Source organism: Microbulbifer agarilyticus (assembly GCF_019800665.1).
In the GTDB taxonomy this organism is placed as follows: Bacteria; Pseudomonadota; Gammaproteobacteria; order Pseudomonadales; family Cellvibrionaceae; genus Microbulbifer; species Microbulbifer agarilyticus_C.
Genome location: NZ_JAHVKO010000004.1, coordinates 666,868 through 690,127, shown reverse-complemented (window position 1 = coordinate 690,127; position 23,260 = coordinate 666,868). Strand labels below are relative to the sequence as shown.

Annotated in this window: 19 protein-coding genes; 7 read left to right on the top strand and 12 right to left on the bottom strand. The window is 58.8% G+C overall.

The annotated features are described in order from the left end of the window. Positions 1 to 58 precede the first annotated feature (58 nt). On the top strand, positions 59 to 898 hold the full coding sequence (gene metF / locus KUV22_RS12420; protein ID WP_222231529.1) for a methylenetetrahydrofolate reductase [NAD(P)H]: 840 nt from the start codon (positions 59 to 61) through the stop codon (positions 896 to 898). Positions 899 to 939: 41 nt separating this feature from the next. Here the strand turns inward: metF and KUV22_RS12415 are convergent, their stop codons facing one another. Next, positions 940 to 1,593 carry an OmpA family protein gene (locus tag KUV22_RS12415; protein WP_261319476.1) on the bottom strand — a complete coding sequence of 218 codons (654 nt, stop codon included), beginning with the start codon at positions 1,591 to 1,593 and terminating at the stop codon, positions 940 to 942. Between the two features lie 265 nt (positions 1,594 to 1,858). Between KUV22_RS12415 and KUV22_RS12410 the strand changes: the two genes are divergently transcribed. Then, on the top strand, positions 1,859 to 2,611 hold the full coding sequence (locus tag KUV22_RS12410) for a hypothetical protein (RefSeq protein WP_222231527.1): 753 nt from the start codon (positions 1,859 to 1,861) through the stop codon (positions 2,609 to 2,611). A 13-nt stretch (positions 2,612 to 2,624) separates the two neighbouring features. Here the strand turns inward: KUV22_RS12410 and KUV22_RS12405 are convergent, their stop codons facing one another. The 5 genes from KUV22_RS12405 to KUV22_RS12385 all read right to left on the bottom strand — a co-directional run bounded on the left by KUV22_RS12405 (position 2,625) and on the right by KUV22_RS12385 (position 8,964). After that, positions 2,625 to 3,284, bottom strand: a complete 660-nt coding sequence (locus KUV22_RS12405; protein WP_222231526.1) for an HAD family hydrolase — start codon at positions 3,282 to 3,284, stop codon at positions 2,625 to 2,627. Between the two features lie 22 nt (positions 3,285 to 3,306). Then, on the bottom strand, positions 3,307 to 3,669 hold the full coding sequence (locus tag KUV22_RS12400) for a hypothetical protein (protein ID WP_222231525.1): 363 nt from the start codon (positions 3,667 to 3,669) through the stop codon (positions 3,307 to 3,309). 13 nt (positions 3,670 to 3,682) lie between these two features. After that, positions 3,683 to 4,423 (bottom strand): 16S rRNA (uracil(1498)-N(3))-methyltransferase, encoded by a 741-nt coding sequence (locus KUV22_RS12395; protein ID WP_222231524.1) that lies wholly within the window; start codon positions 4,421 to 4,423, stop codon positions 3,683 to 3,685. A 183-nt stretch (positions 4,424 to 4,606) separates the two neighbouring features. Beyond that, a complete protein-coding gene (locus tag KUV22_RS12390; protein ID WP_222231523.1) occupies positions 4,607 to 7,741 on the bottom strand; it encodes an efflux RND transporter permease subunit in 3,135 nt (1,044 codons plus the stop codon). Positions 7,742 to 7,743: 2 nt separating this feature from the next. Next, complete coding sequence (locus tag KUV22_RS12385; protein ID WP_315857552.1) at positions 7,744 to 8,964, bottom strand: efflux RND transporter periplasmic adaptor subunit; 1,221 nt, start codon at positions 8,962 to 8,964, stop codon at positions 7,744 to 7,746. A gap of 328 nt (positions 8,965 to 9,292) precedes the next feature. Between KUV22_RS12385 and KUV22_RS12380 the strand changes: the two genes are divergently transcribed. Beyond that, positions 9,293 to 11,641 carry a Tex family protein gene (locus KUV22_RS12380; RefSeq protein WP_222231522.1) on the top strand — a complete coding sequence of 783 codons (2,349 nt, stop codon included), beginning with the start codon at positions 9,293 to 9,295 and terminating at the stop codon, positions 11,639 to 11,641. Between the two features lie 69 nt (positions 11,642 to 11,710). Here KUV22_RS12380 and rluA read toward each other — a convergent pair whose 3' ends face one another. The 4 genes from rluA to ampC all read right to left on the bottom strand — a co-directional run bounded on the left by rluA (position 11,711) and on the right by ampC (position 15,480). Then, positions 11,711 to 12,388, bottom strand: a complete 678-nt coding sequence (gene rluA / locus KUV22_RS12375; protein ID WP_222231521.1) for a bifunctional tRNA pseudouridine(32) synthase/23S rRNA pseudouridine(746) synthase RluA — start codon at positions 12,386 to 12,388, stop codon at positions 11,711 to 11,713. Between the two features lie 138 nt (positions 12,389 to 12,526). Then, complete coding sequence (locus KUV22_RS12370; protein ID WP_222231520.1) at positions 12,527 to 13,216, bottom strand: TetR/AcrR family transcriptional regulator; 690 nt, start codon at positions 13,214 to 13,216, stop codon at positions 12,527 to 12,529. Between the two features lie 225 nt (positions 13,217 to 13,441). Continuing rightward, a complete protein-coding gene (locus KUV22_RS12365; RefSeq protein WP_222231519.1) occupies positions 13,442 to 14,218 on the bottom strand; it encodes a 4'-phosphopantetheinyl transferase family protein in 777 nt (258 codons plus the stop codon). Positions 14,219 to 14,265: 47 nt separating this feature from the next. After that, positions 14,266 to 15,480: a class C beta-lactamase gene (ampC, locus tag KUV22_RS12360; RefSeq protein WP_222231518.1), complete on the bottom strand. Its 1,215-nt coding sequence runs from the start codon at positions 15,478 to 15,480 to the stop codon at positions 14,266 to 14,268. A gap of 283 nt (positions 15,481 to 15,763) precedes the next feature. Here ampC and KUV22_RS12355 point away from each other — a divergent pair, with 283 nt between their 5' ends. Then, positions 15,764 to 16,360, top strand: a complete 597-nt coding sequence (locus KUV22_RS12355; protein WP_222231516.1) for an NUDIX hydrolase — start codon at positions 15,764 to 15,766, stop codon at positions 16,358 to 16,360. 21 nt (positions 16,361 to 16,381) lie between these two features. Here KUV22_RS12355 and hutG read toward each other — a convergent pair whose 3' ends face one another. Further along, complete coding sequence (gene hutG / locus KUV22_RS12350; protein ID WP_222231514.1) at positions 16,382 to 17,335, bottom strand: formimidoylglutamase; 954 nt, start codon at positions 17,333 to 17,335, stop codon at positions 16,382 to 16,384. Then, complete coding sequence (gene hutI, locus KUV22_RS12345; protein WP_222231512.1) at positions 17,319 to 18,548, bottom strand: imidazolonepropionase; 1,230 nt, start codon at positions 18,546 to 18,548, stop codon at positions 17,319 to 17,321. Before hutI ends, hutG begins: the two co-directional genes overlap by 17 nt. 384 nt (positions 18,549 to 18,932) lie before the next feature. Here hutI and hutC point away from each other — a divergent pair, with 384 nt between their 5' ends. The 3 genes from hutC (at position 18,933) to hutH (ending at position 23,185) form a co-directional block, all read left to right on the top strand. Beyond that, complete coding sequence (gene hutC / locus KUV22_RS12340; RefSeq protein ID WP_222231510.1) at positions 18,933 to 19,670, top strand: histidine utilization repressor; 738 nt, start codon at positions 18,933 to 18,935, stop codon at positions 19,668 to 19,670. Positions 19,671 to 19,909: 239 nt separating this feature from the next. After that, entirely contained in the window at positions 19,910 to 21,601 is a 1,692-nt protein-coding gene (hutU, locus tag KUV22_RS12335; protein WP_222231508.1) for a urocanate hydratase, read from the top strand. A gap of 33 nt (positions 21,602 to 21,634) precedes the next feature. Then, positions 21,635 to 23,185 (top strand): histidine ammonia-lyase, encoded by a 1,551-nt coding sequence (gene hutH, locus KUV22_RS12330; RefSeq protein WP_222231506.1) that lies wholly within the window; start codon positions 21,635 to 21,637, stop codon positions 23,183 to 23,185. The last annotated feature ends 75 nt before the right edge of the window (positions 23,186 to 23,260 follow it).

The following is a 23,260-nucleotide window of genomic DNA, read 5'->3' as shown; positions in this document are numbered from 1 at the left end:
CTCAGGACCGGTCGCGCATCACCATCGCGACCGGTATCCGAGGGAACGGAAAAGAACAATGAGTGATTTACGTATTAGTTTTGAGTTTTTCCCGCCCAAGACCGAAGAGGGCCGGGAGAAACTGAAGAGCACCCGCGAGCAGCTGCAAGCATTTAACCCGGAGTTTTTCTCCGTTACCTACGGTGCCGGCGGCACCACCCGCGATACCACCGCCAATATTGTGTGCGGCCTGCGGGAAAAGGGGGTTTCCATTGCGCCGCACCTGTCATTTGGCGGCGACAACGAAGAGATCGTGCTGGGCCTGCTTAACCGCTACAAGGAAGCCGGCGTCGACCGCATCGTGGCCCTGCGCGGTGACATGCCTTCCGGTATGGGTGCCGTTGCCCAGCTGGTGTATGCCAACGAACTGGTGGCTTTTATCCGCCGTCATACCGGTGACCACTTTCATCTGGAAGTTGCCGCCTACCCGGAAATTCACCCGGAAGCAGAAAGCTACGACGACGATATTCGCTACCTGAAAGGCAAGTTTGACGCAGGTGCAGATAGCGCCCTGACTCAGTACTTCTTTAACCCGGATGCGTACTTCTACTTCCTGGACCAGTGCGCCAAGGCCGGTATCGATGCGCCGATTTACCCGGGCATCATGCCGATCACCAACTTCACCAACTTGGCGCGCTTCTCCCGCAACTGCGGCGCAGAAATCCCGCGCTGGCTGAAGTACCGCATGGAAAGCTTCAGCAACCCGGAAGATGTGAAAAAGCTGGGCCTGGAAATCGTTACCGACCTGTGTGAAACCCTGCTTGAGGGCGGCGCACCGGGGCTGCATTTCTACACCATGAACCAGGTGGGACCGACGGCCAGTATTCTGGACGCACTGCAACTGCAGCAAGAAGCCTGATTGCATTTCGCCGGCGGCGCCGTTAGCGGCGCTGCCAACTCTCAATTCGCTGGAGCTCCACTTCCCCCGTCTCGGCCAGCTTGCTTCGGCGACCCCAGGCGCACATTGAGTGGCTTGCCGTCGAAGTCGATCACCCGCACCACCAGCCGTCGATTTTTCTCACGCCCGCGCTGGGTAGCATTATCCGCGATAGGATCGGAATCACCGAGACCTGCGGCTTCCACTCGGCCGGAATCAATCCCTCGTTCCAGCAAAAACTGACGCACCCAGTCTGCACGCCACTGCGAAAGCTTGCGGTTTTTGTCGGGATCACCGGCATTGTCCGTATGCCCCTCCACCACAATTTTGAGCGCGGGAAAATCGCGCATGATGACGAGTAGGGCCTCGACGTCCCCCAGCGTATCCATCTTCGGTGCAAAGCCACCGGGAATGAAATCCACAGTCAGCACAAAGGTATCCCCGTGCTCTCGCGCCTGCCCCATCAAGTAGCGCACCATATCATCGCCAAATGGCGCGGCTGCGCGGGCGGTTTGCTCACTCAAGCCATTGCTCACGAGATCCCGTGGATCAAGGGTGTATTTCTTGGTGGGATCGGTACAACCCGCCGCAAGTAGAATCGCGAACACGAGAGGCGGCATTGCATGGGTATAACTACGATGGCTACGCGATGAAGACGTTGAACATGCGTTGGGCATGGGCCAGCTCCTTAACCAGGATCGATGGGCGCCCGCAACGAATGCAGGCACCTAGCGTTCTAACGATTCTAGGGTCGGAGAAAAGTATTCCCTAGGCGACGCTAACCTAGGCGCTACTAGAGAACGCCCCCAGCCAACATCTCCTCTCACCATATAACCTTTGCGACATATGCCCTTTGGATTGCGCGATGCACAAGCGAATTTCTGATAAGACCGGAGGGACTCTAACCTTCACAAAATGCCCCAAGCCCTCTGGGAGATGGCTATGAACAAACAGCTCCTGCTTACTATTCTCGGCATTGCCGCTATTGCCTGGGCACTGGTATTTAACGCCAAGGTCACCGCACAGCAAATCGTCACTGTCGATCCGGGAGATGCCTGGCTGAATGCCAGTGAAGGGTATCAGGAGAAAGTAACCTGGCGCATTGCCAGTAAGGGCGGTGCCGCCTCGCCGCGCGGGGTATTTGTCAATCTGGATAACAACGAAGAGCTCGCGGTAGTAGACCAAATTCTCGAATTCAGTGGCGACAGCGGTCAGCTCACTGAAATCGTACAGATTTCTCCGGTGCAGGCGCGCAGCTGGCACCAGAAAGGGGTGAGAAGAGTTGGCTACCGCCGTGTGTTTGCCGGCCCCGCTGGCAGCCTTTCCAACCACATCTTGTTTGATCTGGATTCCAGCGGTCGCCTGGCACAGGTAGAGGCATCACCACCCTCCCAAACCGTCAGCGGCAAATCCCGTCAAATGATGATGGCGTGGAACCTGGATAGTGACCTTGGCGACATCAGCGCAACATCCACCAGCGGACAGTTTTTGGTGGGCGATACGGTAATTTACGAGGTTTCGGAAGCGGTAACCGCACAGGCCGGCAAGCCATTACGGGAAACCGTTGAATTACCGCCGGGCTTGGTGCGGTCATTGCTGGCGCAGGGAATAAGTGAGGTGCGCTACACGCGGACATTTGTCGATGAGAAAGACACTCGGCGCAGCGCTTCGGTGCAGGTTCAATTGAAGGAGTAGCGCCACAATACGCTCAAAAATAATCTAGCAGCAGCTGCATATCGTTGATCACCCGCGCACCCTCCGCTTCCAGTTGGCGCGTGCGTGTAGCATGTTGACTATATCCAATCACTGGCATACCTGCCGATACCGCAGCCTGCACCCCGGCAATGGAATCCTCAACCACGAGACAGTGTTCCGGTGCGACATTAAACTGCGCCGCACTGTGCAGAAACAGATCCGGCCAGGGCTTACCGCGGCCAACATCGTCGGCGCTGTAGATGCGCCCGGCAAAGTAATCCCACAGACCGGTCTTATTTAGCGTGATCTGCATTTTCGCATGCGGACCGGATGAGGCCACACAGGTTTGCAGATCAGTTGTCTGCAATCGTTCCAGCACCTCGTGAATCCCGGTTACCGCCTCCAGCTCTGAGTGAAACGCGGCGCGAATACGGCTCTCCGTTGCATTGAAGTAAGACTGCGGCAGCGGGCCACCGTAACGGGTTTCGATATCCAAAAGACAGTCCTGGGTCGAACGGCCGCTGAACTCTTCATCCAACTGCTCGGCGGTTGCCGGCATACCGAGTTTCGTCATTTCCTCCGCAACCACGCGACAAACGATCGATTCGCTGTCCACCAGCACGCCATCGCAATCGAAAATAACCAAACGGGTTTGGGTGGCAAAGCTATCCATGTTACTTCCAGTATTACTTCTATCAGGTTGCGGAGATTAACAGGATGCCGATCAATACACCCGCAGCACCCGCGACCCGAACGATATTCTCATTGCCGTGGGCAATATTCAGCACAAACTCACGGGTGCGCTCATAACCAGCCTGCAACGCGTAGGCGCCGATCACCACCAGCAAGATACCCAGCACATTGAACAATGTATCCCAACTGCGGGTATCGGAAATCAACAGGAAGATAATGCCAATAACAATCCGCACCCAGGCACCAAAGTAAAACATCTGCGGGTTCATGCGATCGCCAAGGTCGCGCGCGATCTGCGGCTTGAGGATAATCAGAATCGACATGGCGGTAATGGCAACGCCAATCAACCAAACGAGAGCTTTCATAGTGTATTCCCTGTTAGATATCGCCCCATTGATATTGCAGCACCGATAGTGCCGCGACCGGCGCCGTCTCGGTGCGCAAAACCCGCGGCCCCAACCGCAGCGGGTGAAAGTCCTGCTGCAGCGCCAGCGCAATTTCCTCTGCCGACAAGCCACCCTCCGGCCCCACCAATAATAGCGCGGCATCTGGGCGCCCGGATTGCTGTTCCAGCTCCGCCAGGGTCGCATCGGTGCGATGGTGCAACACCAGCTTCAGAGCCTCACTGTCCTTGGCCTGATCGAGCAACTGCGGCAATTTCAGTGGCGGTAAAATCTCCGGCACCAGATTGCGCGCGCATTGCTCACAAGCACTGATGGCAATCTGCTGCCACTGGCCCAGCTTTTTCTGCAGGCGATCACCGGAAAGTTTCACCTCACAGCGCTCGGTAAACAGCGGCTGAATCTGCGCCACCCCCAACTCAGTGGCCTTCTGGATCACCCAGTCAAAACGATCACCGCGGGAAATACCTATCGCCAAAGTGATGGCCAGCGGCGACTGCCTGTTACCCTCGCTATAGGCGCCAATTTTCACCCGCGCCTTTTTGCCCGCCTCAACCAGCTCCGCCGCGTACTCACCGCCATGACCATCAAACAAAATAAGCGGGCGCCCCGGCCCCAGGCGCAACACCTTAACCAGATGACGCGACGCCGCTTCATCGAGTTGAAGCTCTGCTTGGCCAGCCAATGGCTGCGAAGAAAAAATACGAGGAATACGCAAAGGAACTTCCAGATCTAGGAAAACATTGCGTGAAGAGTAATACAGGCAGAAGGGAAGTTGTAGCTACACGGAAATATGGGAGAAGGACGTTTGGTGGTCCTGCACGGAACAGTTGCCGCCCAGGTTGTGAAGTGCAGGGCCACCAAACGGCCGCCCCGCACTAACAACACCGATGCCTATGAATCAGGCCCGCTCAATATCCAGCGGCAGTTCTTCAGCAGGCTTGTCGCCCTTCACCTTAACCCGCATCGTCTCAATGACTTTGTACAGGTTAGGCACCAGCACCAGCGTCACAAAGGTCGCACACAGTACGCCAAACGCCAGACTGACCACCATCGGGATCAGGAACTGCGCCTGGATCGAACGCTCGAACATAATCGGCACCAGACCGATAAACGTGGTGATGGAAGTCAGGATGATCGGACGGAAGCGATCACGACCAGCCTGCACCACTGCATCCATCACCGCCATGCCCTGCGCGCGCAACTGGTTAATGCGATCCATCAATACCAGGTTATCGTTCACCACCACGCCCGCAGCCGCCAGGAAGCCAAGCATGGACATGATGCTGATGTCGTACCCCATGATCAGGTGGCCCAATACCGCACCGAAGAAACCAAACGGCACCGCAGTCAGAATCAACAGCGGCTGTGAATAGGAGCGGAACGCAATCGCCAGCAGCGCGTAGATGGTAAACAAAGACAGCACGAAGAACGCCAGAATGGCACTGCCGAACTCTTCCTCTTCCTGCATCTCACCCGCGGTCTTCAGACTGAAGCCCGGGAACTCGTTTTCCCATTTCTTCAGATTTTTCTCACGCACCTGCTTGAGAATCTCGTGTGCCGGCGAGGTACCCGGGATCAACTCCGCAGTAATCTGCACCGTGCGCTCGCGATCGCTGCGACGAATAGTGGTGTAGCCGGGAACGTAGACCGCATCGGCCACCGCACTGAACGGGATTTCACCGTCATTGGTGCGGACACGGATACGATCAATCTGCTCCTCACTGGCACGCTCTTCCTGTGGATAACGCACCATCACCCGCACGTCTTCACGACCGCGCGGAATACGCTGCACTTCTTCGCCATAGAAACCCTGACGCACCTGCCTAGCCACGTCGGCGAGGCCGATGCCCATATTGGTGGCGTGGGGTTTCAGCTGGATCTCGATATCCTGACGCGCGGCGATCAGGTTGTCGCGCACATCGTAAACGCCGGCAAAGTTATTCAGTGCTTCTTTCACTGCATCGGCGGCACGGCGCATTTCCGCCATATCACCGGAGGCGGTGCTCAGATTAAGGGACATACCCTTGCCACCATCGTTGATGGTGTGCTGGATATTCATCTCCTCAACGCTCGCCGGCAGCTTGCCCACATAGTCGCGCCATTTAAGTGCCAACTGCTCGGAGGTAACGTCACGCTCCTCACCTTCGGTCAGCTGCAGCAGCACAGTTACGTTGCCGCGCCACAGGAATACCATGGTGTTATCGACAAATTCCTTGCCGCCGTTCAGCGCCAGCATCTCCGGGTCTTTCGCCAGCTGCATACCGGCACGCTCGAACTGCTCCAGTACTCGTTTGGCCTCCTCAAAGGACTCGCCCTGGGCCATGGTGGTTCTGAGCTCCAGCAGGTCCGAGGGTACCGACGGCGAGAACGCCTTGCCCACATAACCCTTGCCGAACAACGCGAACGAAAGAATCAGGGCGAGGAAGAAAACCATCACCGTGGTACGGCTGTTGCTGAGCGATTTTTCCAGCAGCGGCAGATAGTACTTGTCGCCCGCAATCTTCATGGCGCCGGCGAACTTGCCGCGCACGTCCTGCAGCTTGCGCCCCACACTCGAAGAGGCTTTCTTTTCGGGTTTCAGGCCCACCAGGTGCGCAGGCAGGATCAGCAGCGATTCCACCAGGGAGAACACCAGGCAAAGCAAAACCACCACCGGCAGCGCCATCATCATCTGCGAGGTGTAGCCCGGCAGGAACAGCATGGGCACGAAGAACACCATGGTGGACACCACCGCGAAGATCACCGGCGCGGATACGGTTTTCACCCCGGCCTCGGCGGCTTTCAACCCGGTCTCGCCGCGGTCGTGGGCGGCGTGCACCGCCTCGCCAACGATAATCGCATCGTCCACCACGATACCGAGGATCATCAGGAAGGCGAACAACGACAGCATGTTCAGGGTGATGCCGGTAACCGGCAGCAACCAGAAGGCGCCCATAAATGCGGTAAAGATACCCACGGTTACCCACACCGCCAGCGCCGGGCGCAGGAACAGCATCAGCAATACAAATACCAGTGCCAGACCGGTCACCGCATTCCAGAACAGCATGCTCATGCGGCTTTCGTAGGATTCAGAAAAATCGAACCAGGTCTCGAACTCCATGCCCGGCGGCAGTGTTTTCCGCGCTTCTTGCATAAACTCGCGAATGCCTTCGGCGGTGGCCACCACGTCCAGCGGCTCGCCCTGCATGACCCGCAGGTTCATCGCCGGCTTGCCGTTGAAGCGGATGATGGAACCCTCTTCCTCAAAGCCGTCATTGATTGTCGCCACGTCACGCAGCAACAGCTGGGTACCGTCGGCACGGCTGATCACCGGAATACGCGCAAAATCTTCCGCGGTGTAGGCCTGTCCGCGGGTCTGCACCTGGATATCACCGCGATCGGAACGCACGCGACCGGCGGAAAGGTCCAGAGAGGAGCGGCGCACCGCATTAGCGACATCGTCGAAGGACAGGTTGAAGCGGCGCAGATTCACTTCGGAGACTTCAATGGACACCTCGTCCGCGCGATCACCCCACACATCCACACGGCGCACACCGGGGATCAGCATCAGCTTGTCGCGCAGGTCCAGCGCGGTTTCCTTGAGCTGGCGCGGAGAGACGGGACCGCCGATGGCGATCATCATCATCTGCTGTTCCCACTCTTCCAGCGAGATCACCGGGCGCTCGATATCCGCCGGGAAGGTGTTGATGGAATCCACCTGCACCTTGATGTCGTTCAACAGGCGCAGTTCGTCGTAGCCGTCGATGGCCTGAATGCGCACGGTGCTGTTACTGCGCGAGGACCAGGAGTTCACCTCCTTGATGCCCTTCACTTCAGAAATCGCCTGCTCGACCCGCTGGGTTACCTGCTGCTCCACCTCCGCAGGGCCGGCACCGGGGAAGCTGATATTGATCCGCACCACGCCGGGGTTAATCGCCGGGAACACTTCGCGCCCGACGTGGGAAATACCAAAGATACCGCCGATGATGATCATCACCATCAGCAGGTTGGCCGCCTTACTGTTGCGGACGAACCATCCAATAATGCCCTGCATAATTAATAGGCTCCCTGCGCGGATGCAGAGCTGCCGCCGGCAGTTTCCGCACCCTCACTCTGCTGTTCTTCGGACGGCTTCTCGGACTGCTCACCCAGATAAATGCCGGACGGCTTTTCATTCAGTGGGTTCGGGCTCAGTACCATGCCCTCACGGGAGTAGCCGAGGCTGGAGATGACTACCTTGTCCCCGGCATTGATGTCGCCGCGCAGCCAAACCTGGTCGCCGGCAGCCTGCAGCAGCTGCACATCTTTAAAGCCGAGCTGGTTCTCTTCGTTCAGCACCAGAATATGGTCGCCCTCGTGCAGGGCCTGACGCGGCAGCAGGGTGATGTCGTCGTAGGTTTTACCGGCAATGTGCGCCTCCACGAACAGACCGTTGATCAGCGGCGCATCGCCCTGATACGGGTTCGGCACCTGGGCCACGGCGTACACGAAGCGGCTGTTAGGATCGATCGCCGCCTCGGTGCGCACGATCTGGCCTCGCCACTCGCGGGGCTGGCCGGCGAGATTGGCACTCAGGCGCACCGCCGGGCCATTCTCAATAGCGCGACCGAGTGGCAGCTCCAGTAGCGACAATTGGTGGTCGGTCAAAGGCAGGCGTACTTCGGCGATGCCCACACTGTGGATACGGGCGAGCTTGGTGCCCGCAGTCACGTACTGGCCGATGTCTACCAGGGTTTCCACCACACGGCCGGCAAACGGCGCTTTGACCGCGGTACGCTCCAGGTTCAGTTTGGCCTGGTCGCGGTCGGCCTTGGCGGCTGCAAGCTCCGCCTTGGCCGCAGCCAGCTGTGGCTTGCGCAGGAACAGGTTGTTGGCAGCCTCGCTACCTAGATCGCGCCATTCGCGCTTGGCCTGCTTGGCCCGCCCTTCTTCCTGGGCCAGCGCCGCGGCGGCATTGGCGACCTGCGACTGGGAGCGGGTCAGCTGATGGCGGTAGTCTGCGGGCTCGATTTGCAGCAGGGAATCGCTTTTCTCGAAGAAACCACCGGCAACAAAACCGTCGCTGACGCTTTCGATGACACCACCCACGCGGGCCACAACTTCAATCTCGTGACGGGCGTGCACCGAGCCCTGGCTCGGCACCAGCAGGGTGTGACGGCCGGGTTCCGCGTACAGGATATCCGCCACCGGTGGCACCGCTGCCTCGGCAACTTTTTCCTCAGGCTTCGGCGCAAGGGCAATGACTGCAGCCACCGCAGCGCCGCCAATTAGAGCCACAAGACCCAAAACTTTATTCTTGCTAGAGCGTTTGTTCGAAGGATTCACAGCTGTCCCATTGATCAAAATTTAACTAGTTGCGCATTCTACAGGGCTGGCGGCGTATTGGAACCAGCGCCAGCTTCAGAACACCGCAGCAAAATTCCAATTGGTCGCAAAGCGCCAGCAGGCACCTTCCGCACTGAGAAATCGTACCACTTTCCACCTTGGTGACCGCCGCCGCATGGCCCATAATGGCCGCCGATTTTTTTGGTCGGGCACGAGCTGTCAGCTCTCGATTTCCCCGCCGCAAAACACCTGATGTGACATTGAGGAAGTAGATAACAAGATGTTGGATATCAACGCCCGTATCGCCGAAGAACTGAACGTGCGCCCACAACAGGTGGCTGCCGCCGTGGGACTGCTGGACGAAGGCGCGACCGTGCCGTTTATTGCCCGCTACCGGAAAGAGGTGACCGGGGAGCTGGATGACACCCAGCTGCGCTCCCTGGAAGAGCGCCTGCGCTATCTGCGCGAAATGGAAGAGCGCCGCGCAGCCATCCTGAAAAGCATCGACGAGCAGGGCAAACTTACGCCCGAGCTGGCCCAGCAGATCAACGCGGCCGACACCAAGAACCGCCTTGAAGACCTCTACCTTCCTTACAAACCCAAGCGACGCACCAAAGGCCAGATCGCCATCGAAGCGGGCCTCGAGCCTCTCGCCGACGACCTGTACGGCAACCCATCCCTGAACCCGGAAGAAGAGGCGCAAAAATACCTCAACACCGATAACGAAGACGCCGCCCTGCATGTAAAAGACATCAAGGCCGCGCTGGACGGTGCCAAGTTCATCCTGATGGAGCGTTTCGCCGAAGACGCCGAGCTGCTGGGCAAGCTGCGTGACTTCCTGAGCCGTGACGGTCAGGTGAAGTCCAAGCTGCTGGATGGCAAGGAAGAGGAAGGCGCCAAGTTCCGCGACTACTTTGAGTACGGGGAGGACTGGTCCAAGGTACCCAGCCACCGCGCGCTGGCGATTTTCCGCGGCCGCAACGAAGGTATCCTCGCCATCAATCTGGGACTGGAGGGCGATGAAGAGCGCCCGGCCACCGCCGGCCATCCCTGCGAAACCATCATTGCGCGCCATGTGGATATCGAAGACCAGGGCCGCCCCGCCGACAAATGGCTGGGTGAAGTGGTGCGCTGGACCTGGCGCATCAAGCTGCTCACCAGCCTGGAAACCGACCTGCTGGGTCAGCTGCGCGAAAAAGCCGAAGAAGAGGCCATCAAGGTCTTCTCCCGCAACCTCAAGGATCTGCTGCTGGCCGCCCCCGCTGGTCAAAAGGCCACTATCGGTCTGGACCCGGGCCTGCGTACCGGGGTGAAAGTGGCCGTGGTCGACGCCACCGGCAAGGTGCTCGACCACACCGCTATTTACCCCAACCCGCCGCAGAACAAACTGGCCGAGTCCGCCGCGGTAATCGCCGCGCTGTGCAAGAAATACGACGTGGGCCTGATCGCCATCGGCAACGGTACCGCCAGCCGCGAGACCGACAAGTTTGTCGGCGAGACCATCAAGCAATTCAAACTGACTGCACAGAAGGTGATGGTGAACGAGGCCGGTGCGTCCGTGTACTCCGCCTCCGAGTTTGCCGCCAAGGAATTCCCGGATCTGGACGTAACCATCCGCGGCGCTATCTCTATCGCACGCCGCCTGCAGGATCCGCTGGCGGAGCTGGTGAAGATCGAGCCCAAGTCCATCGGTGTGGGCCAGTACCAGCACGACGTGTCCCAATCCCAGCTGGCGCGCTCCCTGGACGCGGTGGTGGAAGACTGTGTGAACGGCGTCGGTGCCGAGCTGAACTCCGCTTCCGCGCCGCTGCTGACCCGCGTGTCCGGCCTGAGCGCGTCCATCGCCGCCAACATCGTCACCTATCGCGATATGAACGGTGCCTTCAAAAACCGCGACCAGCTGAAAGAAGTCCCGCGCCTCGGGCCCAAGGCATTCGAGCAGGCCGCGGGCTTCCTGCGCATCAATAACGGCGAGAATCCTCTGGACCGCTCAGGGGTACACCCGGAGTCCTACATCGTGGTCAAGCGCATCGCCGAGAAGAACGGCCGCGAGATCAACGGCCTGGTCGGCGACTCCGCCTTCCTGCGCCGCCTGAACCCGGCGGACTACACCGATGAGAAGTTCGGCGTACCGACGGTGAAAGACATCATCAGCGAACTGGAAAAACCCGGCCGCGACCCGCGCCCGGAATTCCGCACCGCCAAGTTCGAGGACGGTGTCGAGGAAATCAAAGACCTGCGCCCGGGCATGGTGCTGGAAGGCACCGTCACCAACGTCACCAACTTCGGTGCCTTCGTGGATATCGGTGTGCACCAGGATGGCCTCGTACATATCTCTGCGCTGTCGGAGAAGTTCGTCAAAGACCCGCACGAAGTGGTCAAGGCGAACGACATCGTCAAGGTGAAGGTGATGGAAGTGGACGTGGCGCGCAAGCGTATCGGCCTGTCCATGCGCATGTCTGACGAGCCCGGCGAGCAGGGCAGCGGCGGCGTGAAGCGTGGTGATCACCGCGAGAGCAGACAAGCCCAACGTCATAACAACCGCAGCCGCCAGCAACAGGGCGGCGGCAACGGTGGTCGCGGCAGCATGGGCGACCTGCTGGCGGCGGCAATGAAGGGCAAGAAGTAATTACCCAGGTAATCAGCCCGAGCAATAAAAAAGGGCGATCCACTGGATCGCCCTTTTTCGTTTGGGCACTTATGTTTCGCGACTGAGTTCGAGAAAATCTTCTCCGGGATTGCACAGAAAGTGCATCTCTTTCTCCAGCACCGGGTGTTCGAAGCCCAGCTCCTGTGCATGCAACAAAAGCCTCGATGCCGCGGCGCGCGCTTCAGGTTGGGCGTAAAACGGATCGCCGAGTATTGGATGCCCAAGGGCCTGCATATGCACCCGCAATTGATGTGAGCGGCCGGTTACCGGGGTTAGCTGTAACAAACTGGTGTGCCCGTCGCTGTCGAGTTTTTGCCAGCGGGTCAGGGACGGCTTGCCGGATTCAAAGCAAACCTTCTGCCGCGGCCGGTTGGGCCAATCGCAAATCAGCGGCAGGTCGACCTCGCCCTCATGCTGCGCGGGCTCACCCCAGACCCGCGCCAGATAGCTTTTTTCCACCTTGCGATTCTGAAACAGGGCGCTCAACTGTCGGTGCACCTCGGCACCCAGCGCCATCACCACCAGACCCGAGGTGTCCATATCCAGCCGGTGCACGATCAATGCCTGTGGATATTCTTGCTGCGCGCGCAGCGCCAAGCTGTCTTTGTGAGCGGGATCGCGGCCGGGCACCGAAAGCAAGCCGCTCGGCTTATCCAGCACCAGCAGGTGGGCATCGCTGTATACGACATCCAGAAGGGGATCAGAGGGGGGATTGTAGGGGCGCAAAACTCGGGCTCGGCTATCAGTCAACAATCAGTCGGCTATCAATCGGGAATGGCCGCAAGCTTACGCAATTTTGCTCGGCCGCGCATTTGGCGGCCGGACTATGTATTCAGAAACAGCGGGTCAGACTAGTTAGACGAGTTAAACTAGAAAGCCGCGCAACATGCGCACCAGCACGTCGCGGCTGGACTGTCCTTTGATACCGACGCTGGTGACCTGCGAGAATTCCAGGCTCTGAATCATCCACAGGAACATCTGCGCATCCAGATCGGGAGAGCGGGTTGCCAGCGGCGCAATAAATTCACGGGAATGGCCGGTGAGTTCATCGGTGTAGGACTGAATCTCTTTGGCCAATGCAGGAGACGGGTGCTGCTCGTACAGGTACTGGCACTCGATCTGTAACTGGCGCAAACGGGTCGTGGGGCCGGTGTCGATCAGCTGGGCAAAAATATCCGCGAGTCCCTCGATGTAACCATCGCGATTCGCCAGCTCACCCTGCTCGTTAACGCATCGCGCCAGCAATTCAGAATAGGCCACCACGATACCCATATTCACGGGTTCCATGGACTTTCTGTACTCGCGGAAAGCCTCGACCAGAATATTGTCGATAGTACCGAAGTAATAGGTGGTCATCGCCAGCTGCACACCCGCTTCACTGGCAATCGACCGGTGAGACAGGGCTGCCAGTCCCTTGCGCGCGATGAGATCCAGAGTGGCATTGAGAATCTTCGCCATGGCGACTTCGCGCTTCTCTGCCTTCTTGTTCACAGAGGAGGGCTTAGCGCTGGGGGCTGTGGGAGTGTTCTCGCCAGCTCCGCTGCTGGAAACCATGTCGTAACCTCAAGAGAGTAAAATCAGGGCACTAAATGTACGGTATACGAACCCTATACAATGGTCAATTATTGGTCAATCGTACAAGGTTTATGCCAGCTTGGCGCCGTATACAGCACAATGCTGCGTTTAGCGCCAAACTTCGCAGAAATAACCGCCCTTTGGTAATTTCTACGCATTATCTGCGTCTGCAGATTCATTTTGCTGCGTTTTGCGAAAAGCGCGTTATTGCGGATTAGCGACACGCCCCAGCGTCAGGGTTTCTACCCCGACTAACAAGACACGGAAGGAAACCAAATAATCTCTCTGCAATTGGTACCTTCGTGCAAAATCTTCGCGCAATTCCAGCACCAGATTGCGTTTATCCATATCGACGGATACCAACCTCGCGCACTCGAATCCAAAGTAGCACTGCACAGTCGGGTACAGCGCCTTGAACAGGCTCTCCTTGGCCGAAAAGATCAGGGTCGCAGCCTGCGTGGAGGGCAGGTGCACGTCGGCGAGTCGCGTCAGCTCGTCCGCATCCATAACGGAAGAAACTACCTCGTCGTACACGTTCTGGCTCATCCAGTTTTCGCGGTCGATGCCCAGGTAGCGAACGCGCGTCGTGCAGGCGAGCACACAGGCGGCCTCGCTACCGCAGTGAGTAATGCTACCCACCACCCCCTTCGGCCACACCGGATCGCGCCTTTCACCGATACCTATTTGCGGCGCTTCCCGATCCGGTGAGTGGAGTTCGCCAAGTATGCTGTGGGCGAGATAACGACCGGCAAGGAATTCTGCCTGACGCTGCGGCACCGCCCGCGCAATCTGAGCGGGCAACAGGATCCCGGCTTCTGCGAAGAGTGAGGGCTGGTATCGATCGACATCGAAACGACAAGTGGCTTGATAGAAGCCCGCGGAGTCGTGATGCTCACAGGTTGGATCGAGAATAAACCCGCTGCGCAGCAGCGCGCTGGCAGACGACTTCGCTGGTGCTTGCTGTTCTGGTGTAAGACTCATCCGTTCATTCTGCGGCAGATCCGGCCGCACGTAAAAGGTGCTACCGATTATTCTGTGGTAACAGCGGGTTCTGCCACAACCTCCGGAAGTAGTGACTGCAACAGGGCATACAACATCTCAACGCGCGCCTGATTGGGAAAGTATTTATTTGCCAGCATCACAAAACCAAACCGCTGCTGGGGGATAAACGCAACATAGGTGGAAAAACCCCCGGTGGAACCCGTCTTGTTAATCAGAACATTTTGCTGCGGCGCCATGGGAGGCTGGATTGCATCCACCGGCCGGTCGCCGCTGATATTCTTCCAGTTGTTGCCCGCGAGCAGCTGGGCTTGCTCCACCGGCAGGGCGTACTGCTCCCACACCATATCCTGCACGTAATACTTGGTGCTGAAGTAACCGTTGCGAGTTTTTTCCAGTGCCTGCTGCAGATCTTCGTCAACCTTCACCAGTTGCATCTGCGCAGCAATATAGCGAGTCAAATCGGCGGCACTGGCGCGCACGCCATAGGCCTCTTCACCGAGCAGGCCCATATTTACCCGCACCGGTTCGTGCCGCCGGTTGTGCCCCTCGGCGTAATCCAGCATTTTTTCTGCGGGGACCTGTACGTAGGTCTCTGACAAACCCAGACCACGAAAAATATGCTGGTCCATTGCCTCGGCAAACGGCTGGTTCAGGCTGCGTGCGGCAACCAGGCCCAGCAGGCCACTGCTTGGGTTGGAATAAGTACGCTTGCTGCCGGGACTGTATTGCGGTTGCCAGTCGCGAAAATAACTGAGTAGCTGGTCCTCGTCCTGCACCTCGGACGGTACCTGCAACGGGAAGTGCCCCGCCGTGTGGGTCGCGAGGTTTAGCACGGATACCCGATCCATGGCGCTGCCGCGCAACGGCGGCAAGTAGGTACTCACGGGTTTGGCAAAATCCAGCGCGCCTTTGACTTCCGCATACGCCGCCAGGGTGGCAGTGAAAGTCTTGCTGACCGAACCCACCTCGAACAGAGTGTGCTCGGTTACCGGCGCACCGTCCTCCAGCGCGGTTTCGCCCAGGTTGAAAAAGTACGGCTCGCCATCGATGGTGAGGGCCAGAGCCATGCCTGGTACCTGATATTTTTCCACCACGGGTTGAATCGCTTCGACCACCGCAGCTTCCAGCTGGTCCGCACTGATTTTCACGCCAGATTCAGCGTGCGCCAAGCCGCCCAGAATAATGCCGGCACCGGCAAGCAGGCTCTTCAGCGAGCGCGACATAAACAGAGAAAGCGACATCTTGTCTTCCTTATTGTGCAGACTACCCGTGAGTGATGGAAACTCATGGGCATGTTTTTGTCTGACCATATACCCGAGATAAAGTGCAGTTTAGCCGGAATAACTTTCCGCCTCAGCGCCTGCACCTTAAATGTGCGTTTATAAACTAGCGCTCGAAACATGCCACCACTGTCGGATACACTTTACCCACTGTGCACTCAGCTTCAGGGCCACCGCAACACAACGGGCCCTGGCGATTGGTTTTGAGCCATTGAATGACCGCGAGATAAGCCGTACCGGACCCATGCGATCTTTTGTCTTAAAAAGCTTCCTCTTACTACTGTTGCTCGGCTTGCTGGCAGCGGGGGCTTTTGTGGCTTTTCCGGGGCTGAAGTACGAGCTGTACCGCAAACTCCCCCCCAAGATCCGCTGGAATATCTCCTACGCCCTGACCGACAAGTTTGTGGTGGGGATGGTGTATTTCGTCGAGCGCAACAATCAGCTGCTGCTGGTGCGCCACACCTATCAGGACAAGTGGTCCCTTCCCGGTGGCTGGGTAGAGCGCAATGAATCGTTCGAAGAGTCGGCGCGGCGCGAGCTGCGCGAAGAGCTGGATATCAAGATCGACGATTTCGAGGTACTCGAAGTCGACAAGGTGCCGCGTTCAGGAATTATCAATATCGCCATTCGTGGGCGCCTGAAGGACAAGCAGGTGGCAATCCGCGACGGTGAAATCTATGGCTACCGCTTCTTTGACCTGCACCGCCTGCCGGAAGATGTGATTTACACCCATAAGCCCTATATCAAGCGCTATCTGGATGCGCGGAGGCCACCGCGGCAATTGCCGGTGGAAGAGCCAGCGCCGCCCTCACCACCGGAACGGCAGTCGCCCTCCCCCTAATGCTGCCGCGGACGGCCCGCGTCAGCCCTTGATGCCATTGGCAATCTGAAACACCACCCGCGCGGCAGTGCGCGCTGCGTGATCTTCAATATCGAAGTAAGGGTTAAACTCGGCAATATCCGCCAGACAGACCTTTTTCGATTCCAGCACCGTATCCAGCAGCGGCTCGAACAGCTCGAAGGCCACACCGCGGCCGGCGGGCGCACTCACTGCGGGCATGACCGCCGCAGGCAGGAAGTCCAGGTCGATGGTCAGGTACACGAAATCAACGCGGTCGATGAAATCAGCGATCTGGCGCTGTACCAGCTCGATGCGCCAGGGCACGATCTCACGATCGGAAATGACCTGCGCACCCAGCTCTTCCGCACGCTGATACAGCGCCGGGGTATTTGCGGTCGCCGCTGCACCCACACAGAGATAATTGAATGGGCGGCCGTTCAGGTCGCACTGTTCCGCGATCTGGTAAAACGGGGTGCCGGATGACCCCTGCGGCGCAGGTAGTCGGATATCCAGGTGGGCGTCGAAATTGATAATGCCCAGGGTTTTGTCCCGATGCTGCTCGCGCATCCAGCGCGCGATGCCCTGATAGCTGCCGTAAGCAATCTCATGACCACCGCCGAGCACCATGGGGAAGTGCCCGGCACTCATCAGTTCGGTAATCCGCGCGCCGAGCATCGCCTGCCCGGATTCCAGGTCGTCCTTTTCCACCCGCACATTGCCCGCATCGTACAGCGGCGCACCAAAGGTTTTGGGCAGATTGGCCAGTGCCAGACGCAGAATACGCGGGCCCTTGGCGGCACCGATACGCCCCTTGTTACGACGCACACCTTCATCACTGGCAAAACCCAGAATCGAGAACCCCGGCGGGCTATCCAGATGCAGCGGTACTATGTCCTGATGCCAGCGCTTGCCCGCCTTGCCGTCTTCACCATCAACGCGGCCACTCCACAGGCGCATATCAGCCAGCTGTAACATGTTGTCCCCCTAAAAACATTTCCGCGGGTTTCAGCGCACCCACTTCATAGGCAAGCTGGTCCGGCGTCTCCATCGGCCACAGCGCCATATCCGCGCGCAGCCCCGGGCGCAATACACCCCGCGAGCAACAAATGCCCAGTGCACGCGCCGCGGAACGGGTCACGCCGGCAAGCGCTTCTGCCGGGGTCAGCCCGAACAGGTTGCAGCCCATATTCATCATCAGGCGCAGCGAAGCGATCGGGCAGCTACCCGGATTCAGATCCGTGGAAATCGCCATGGGCACGCCCGCCGCGCGTAACTTGTCCACCGGTGGTACGCGGGTTTCCTTCAGTGTGTAAAAGGCTCCGGGCAGCAATACCGCAGCAGTACCACTCTCCGCCATCGCCGCGACATCTTCGTCGGTGATGTATTCAATATGCTCCACCGACAACGCGCCTGCACTGGCCGCCATTTTGGTGGCGCCGGTGGAAGCGAGCTGTTCCGCGTGTACTTTGACCGGTAAATCGAGTTTGCGTGCCGCGCTGATTACGCGCTGGCACTGTTCCACCGAGAAGGCGATGTTTTCACAAAACATGTCCACCGCATCGGCCAGCTGTTCCCGCGCGACCGCGGGCAAAATTTCGTTGCACACCAGGTCGATGTATTCGTCGGCGCGACCATCGTATTCCGGTGGCAGGGCATGGGCGGCGAGGCAAGTAGTAAGGATATTTACCGGGTAGTGCTGGGCGAGACGGCGCGCCACGCGCAGCTGCTTCAATTCATTGTCGAGGTCGAGGCCATAGCCGGATTTGATTTCAAGGGTGGTGACCCCTTCGCTCATCAGGGCTTTCAGGCGCGGTTCGGCGGCGTGATACAGCTCTTCGGCACTGGCGGCGCGAGTAGCGCGCACGGTGGACAGGATGCCGCCGCCGGCGCGGGCGACATCTTCGTAGCTTTCGCCACCCAAACGCCGGGCGAATTCGCTGGCGCGGTGGCCACCGTATACAAGATGGGTATGGCAGTCGATCAGCCCCGGGGTCAGCCACTGCCCCTCACCATCAATCACCAGATCCGCCGCAGTTTCCGGCAGTTCCCGGCGCGGGCCGATCCAGACAATTTTGTTGCCCGTCACCGCCACCGCAGCGTCTTCCACCGCGCCATAGGCGCCGGGCAGAGACGGATCCATCGTGGCCGCATGGACATTAGTAATCAGCAGATCACAGCGTTCGGTCATAGTCGCTCACTGAATTGGCGTTATTTGTAACCATAGCCCTGTTGGGGGGATTTGGCGCGGATTCTCACCCTATACCAAGTAGCTAGAACTCTGTTCTCGCTCCGGTGGCGGGCAAGCACCAGGTATGACTTTTTGAAACCACTGTGAATACGTCCCTGTACGCTGCGTCAGCGGCGTCCATGCCGCTGACGCTTTCAAAAAGTCATACCCGGCACTCGCCCTTCAATTTGGCCTTCAAAGCTCCGTTAGCCTCTCAGATTGCCTGCCCCACCAGTCTTGACAGGGAAAAGTCTCCGCTCCATAGTTGGCCCCAACCAAGCTTGTATATACAAGAGCGTACAAGATGGTAGCCACTTTACCCGAGCAGGCAAAGACCACACAAGTATGAGCAGTCAGATTTCCAGCACGACCACCGGAGCCAGCAGCCAACCGCGCTATGCCGCCATCAAGGCACACATCTGCGCGCAGATCGAATCCGGTGAGTGGCCGGCCCACTTTCGTGTGCCCTCGGAGAACCAGCTCGCGCAAGACTTCAACGTCAGTCGCATGACCGCCCGACGCGCCCTGTCAGAGCTCACCGACGAAGGCGTACTCATGCGCTCCCAGGGCCTCGGCACCTTCGTCGCCGAACCGGTACCGGCCGGTTCCCTGCTGGAAGTTCGCAATATCGCCGACGAAGTTGCGGCACGTGGTCACAGCTACGGTAATCGCATTCTTAAATTGGAACAGACCACCGCCAGTACGGAAGTGGCCGTTGCCCTGGGGCTCGCCGAAGGTGCAGCGGTGTATCACTCGATCATCGTGCATCTGGATAACGGCCTGCCAATCCAGTTCGAAGAACGCTATACCAACCCCACACTGGTGCCGGAATACCTGCAACAGGACTTCAGTGCGGCCACGCCAAATGAATACCTGACCCGCGTGGCCCCTTTGACCGAAGCCGATACTACGGTGGAAGCCATTGGTGCGGACGGCGCTGTGGCAGAGGCGCTGGAAATCGATAGTGGAAGCGCCTGCCTGCAGATCTGGCGGCGCACCATGAGCCGTGCGGGCACTGTGAGTTTTGCGCGGCTGGTACACCCGGGAAATCGATACCGACTCGGGGCACAGCTGAGGTTTTAGAGGATCTACCCCTACGCAGTGCAGAAGCCGAATTGAAGGCAGGCTGCCGGGTAAGAGTTTTCAGGATCGTCGTCGCCATGGATGGCGGCGCCGAAGCGTACATGGATGTACTCGCAGCGGTCCTGAAAACTCTTACCCGGTGGCCTGCCGCCACAAGACACACAAATGAACCCCGGGGCCAAAAGCCCCAAAAAATCAAATTCAAACTATCCACAGAATTTGGAACAGACGAGGCAACCATGACCGACAAACGTCACGACCCTAGCCGCAAGATTGCCGCACCCACCGGCACCAAACTAAATGCAAAAAGCTGGCTTACCGAAGCCCCGCTGCGCATGCTGATGAACAACCTGCATCCGGACGTTGCCGAACGCCCGGAAGACCTCGTGGTATACGGCGGTATCGGCCGCGCCGCGCGCGACTGGGAGTGCTACGACAAAATCGTCGAAGTACTGCAGCGCCTTGAAGACGACGAGACCCTGCTGGTGCAATCCGGCAAACCCGTCGGCGTATTCAAAACCCACGCCGACGCCCCTCGCGTACTGATCGCCAACTCCAACTTGGTACCCCACTGGGCCAACTGGGAACACTTCAACGAGCTGGATAAAAAAGGCCTCGCCATGTACGGCCAGATGACCGCCGGCTCGTGGATTTATATCGGCTCCCAAGGCATCGTCCAGGGCACCTACGAAACTTTCGCCGCGGTAGCGCGCAAACATTTCGACGGCGGAGCTACAAGCGGAAGCGGGGCAAGAGGCAAATGGGTTCTCACCGGCGGCCTCGGCGGCATGGGTGGTGCTCAACCACTCGCCGCCACCATGGCCGGTTTCTGCATGATCGCCGTCGAGTGCGACGAAACCCGCATCGACTTCCGCCTGCGCACCGGCTATGTGGATAAAAAAGCCACCAGCCTCGACGAAGCCCTGAAGATGATCAACGACGCCATGGAAAAAGGCGAAGCCATTTCCGTGGGCCTGCTCGGCAACGCCGCCGACGTCTTCCCGGAAATTGTCGAGCGCGGCATCCTCCCCGACTGTGTTACCGACCAAACCTCTGCCCACGACCCGCTGAACGGCTACCTGCCGAAAGGCTGGACCATGGAACACGCCGCCGAGATGCGCCAGAAAGACGAAGCGGCCGTGGTGAAGGCTGCGAAAGAATCCATGGGTATTCAGGTCGAAGCCATGCTCGCTCTACAGGAACGCGGCGCGGCCACTCTCGACTACGGCAACAACATTCGCCAGATGGCCTTCGAAGTGGGAGTGGAAAATGCTTTCGACTTCCCCGGCTTTGTACCCGCCTATATCCGCCCACTGTTCTGCGAAGGCATCGGCCCGTTCCGCTGGGCAGCACTGTCCGGCAACCCGGAAGATATTTACAAGACCGATGCCAAGGTAAAGGAACTAATCCCGGACAATCCACAGCTGCACAACTGGCTGGATATGGCGCGCGAGCGCATTCAGTTCCAGGGGCTGCCGGCACGTATCTGCTGGGTAGGCCTGAAAGACCGTGCGCGCCTGGCACTCGCCTTCAACGAAATGGTGGCCAATGGCGAACTGGAAGCGCCCGTGGTCATCGGTCGCGATCACCTGGACAGCGGCTCCGTTGCCAGCCCCAACCGCGAAACCGAATCCATGATGGACGGCAGCGACGCCGTCTCCGACTGGCCCCTGCTGAACGCGCTGCTAAATACCGCCAGCGGCGCCACCTGGGTCAGCCTGCACCACGGCGGTGGCGTGGGCATGGGCTTCTCCCAGCACTCCGGTGTGGTGATTGTGTGTGACGGAACCGAAGCCGCGCGCAAACGCATCGAACGCGTGCTGTGGAATGACCCGGCCACCGGTGTTATGCGCCACGCCGACGCGGGCTATGACATCGCCAAAAACTGCGCACGGGAGCAGAGCCTCGACCTGCCAATGCTCAAAGACTAAAAAGTTTTGCGAAGAGATTTGCGGTAAAAAATTATGTATCAACTGGAAATTATCCCGGGCCAATTGAGCCTGGAACAACTGCGCCGCGTTGCACGGGAACCGGTACAACTGTCGCTACACAAAGACGCCCACGCGGCAATTGAAGCCTCGGCGAAAACCGTGGCGGATGTGATCGAACAGGGCCGCACCGTATACGGTATCAATACCGGTTTTGGCCTGCTGGCCAACACTCGTATCGAAAAGAAGGACCTGGAAACCCTGCAGCGCGCCATCGTACTATCGCACGCGGCCGGTACCGGCAACTTTATGGATGCCAATACCGTGCGCCTGCTGATGGTATTGAAGATCAACTCCCTCGCGCGCGGTTTTTCCGGCATCCGCCTGGAAGTGATCGAAGCACTGATCAAGCTGGTTAACGCCGGCGTTTACCCGGCAATCCCGGAAAAAGGTTCCGTGGGAGCCTCCGGTGACTTGGCGCCGCTATCGCATATGAGCGTGGTACTGCTTGGTGAAGGCGAGTGCTTTATCAATGGCGAACGCAAGTCTGCCGCCGAAGGCCTGAGCTTTGCCGGCATGACGCCGCTGGTACTGGCGCCGAAGGAAGGGTTGGCACTGCTGAACGGCACCCAGGCCTCCACTGCCTTCGCACTGGAAGGCATGTTTGCCGCGGAGGACCTTTTTGCCGGCGCGGTGGTAACCGGCGCACTGACTCTGGAAGCGGCCAAGGGCTCACGCCGCCCGTTCGACGACCGCATTCACGCAGCCCGCGGACAGGTTGCCCAGCGCGACGTCGCCGCCAGCTACCGCGACCTGCTCGGCACGGCCAGTGACATTGGTGACTCCCATGAAAACTGTGAAAAGGTGCAAGACCCCTACTCCCTGCGCTGTCAGCCACAGGTAATGGGCGCGTGCCTGCAGCAGATCCGCTTTGCCGCCGAGGTATTGCTGGCGGAAGCCAATGGTGTTTCCGATAACCCGCTAGTGTTTACCGACGAGGAAAACCCGGAAAACTCCGACATTATTTCCGGTGGTAACTTCCACGCGGAGCCGGTAGCCATGGTTGCCGACAATTTGGCCCTGGCCATTGCCGAAATCGGCTCTCTGTCCGAACGTCGCATGGCGCTGCTGATTGATTCCAACCTGTCCGGCTTGCCGCCCTTCCTGGTGGACAACGGCGGGGTGAACTCCGGCTTTATGATTGCCCAGGTGACCTCCGCAGCGCTGGCCAGTGAAAACAAAACCTTCGCCCATCCAGCGAGCGTCGATTCACTGCCTACCTCCGCCAACCAGGAAGACCATGTTTCCATGGCCACCTTCGCCGGTCGTCGCCTGCGCGACATGGCTGACAACACCTGCGGCATTCTCGCAGTGGAATTGCTGGCCGCCTGTCAGGGCCTCGACTTCCGCGCGCCACTGAAAACCACCGACAAGCTGGAAGATGCCAAGGCCGCCCTGCGCGAGCGCGTACCTTTCTATGACAAGGACCGCTATTTCGCGCCGGACATCGAAGAGGCCAAGCAACTGCTGGCGAGCGCCTATTACCGCGATTATCTAGCCACAGAAATGTTGCCCAGCAATCAGTAATTAGCCTGCCGCCGACCTTCGCTTGTGCGCAGTGTTCATCTGCGCGTGAGCGAAGGTCTTACTACTTATTCCTTA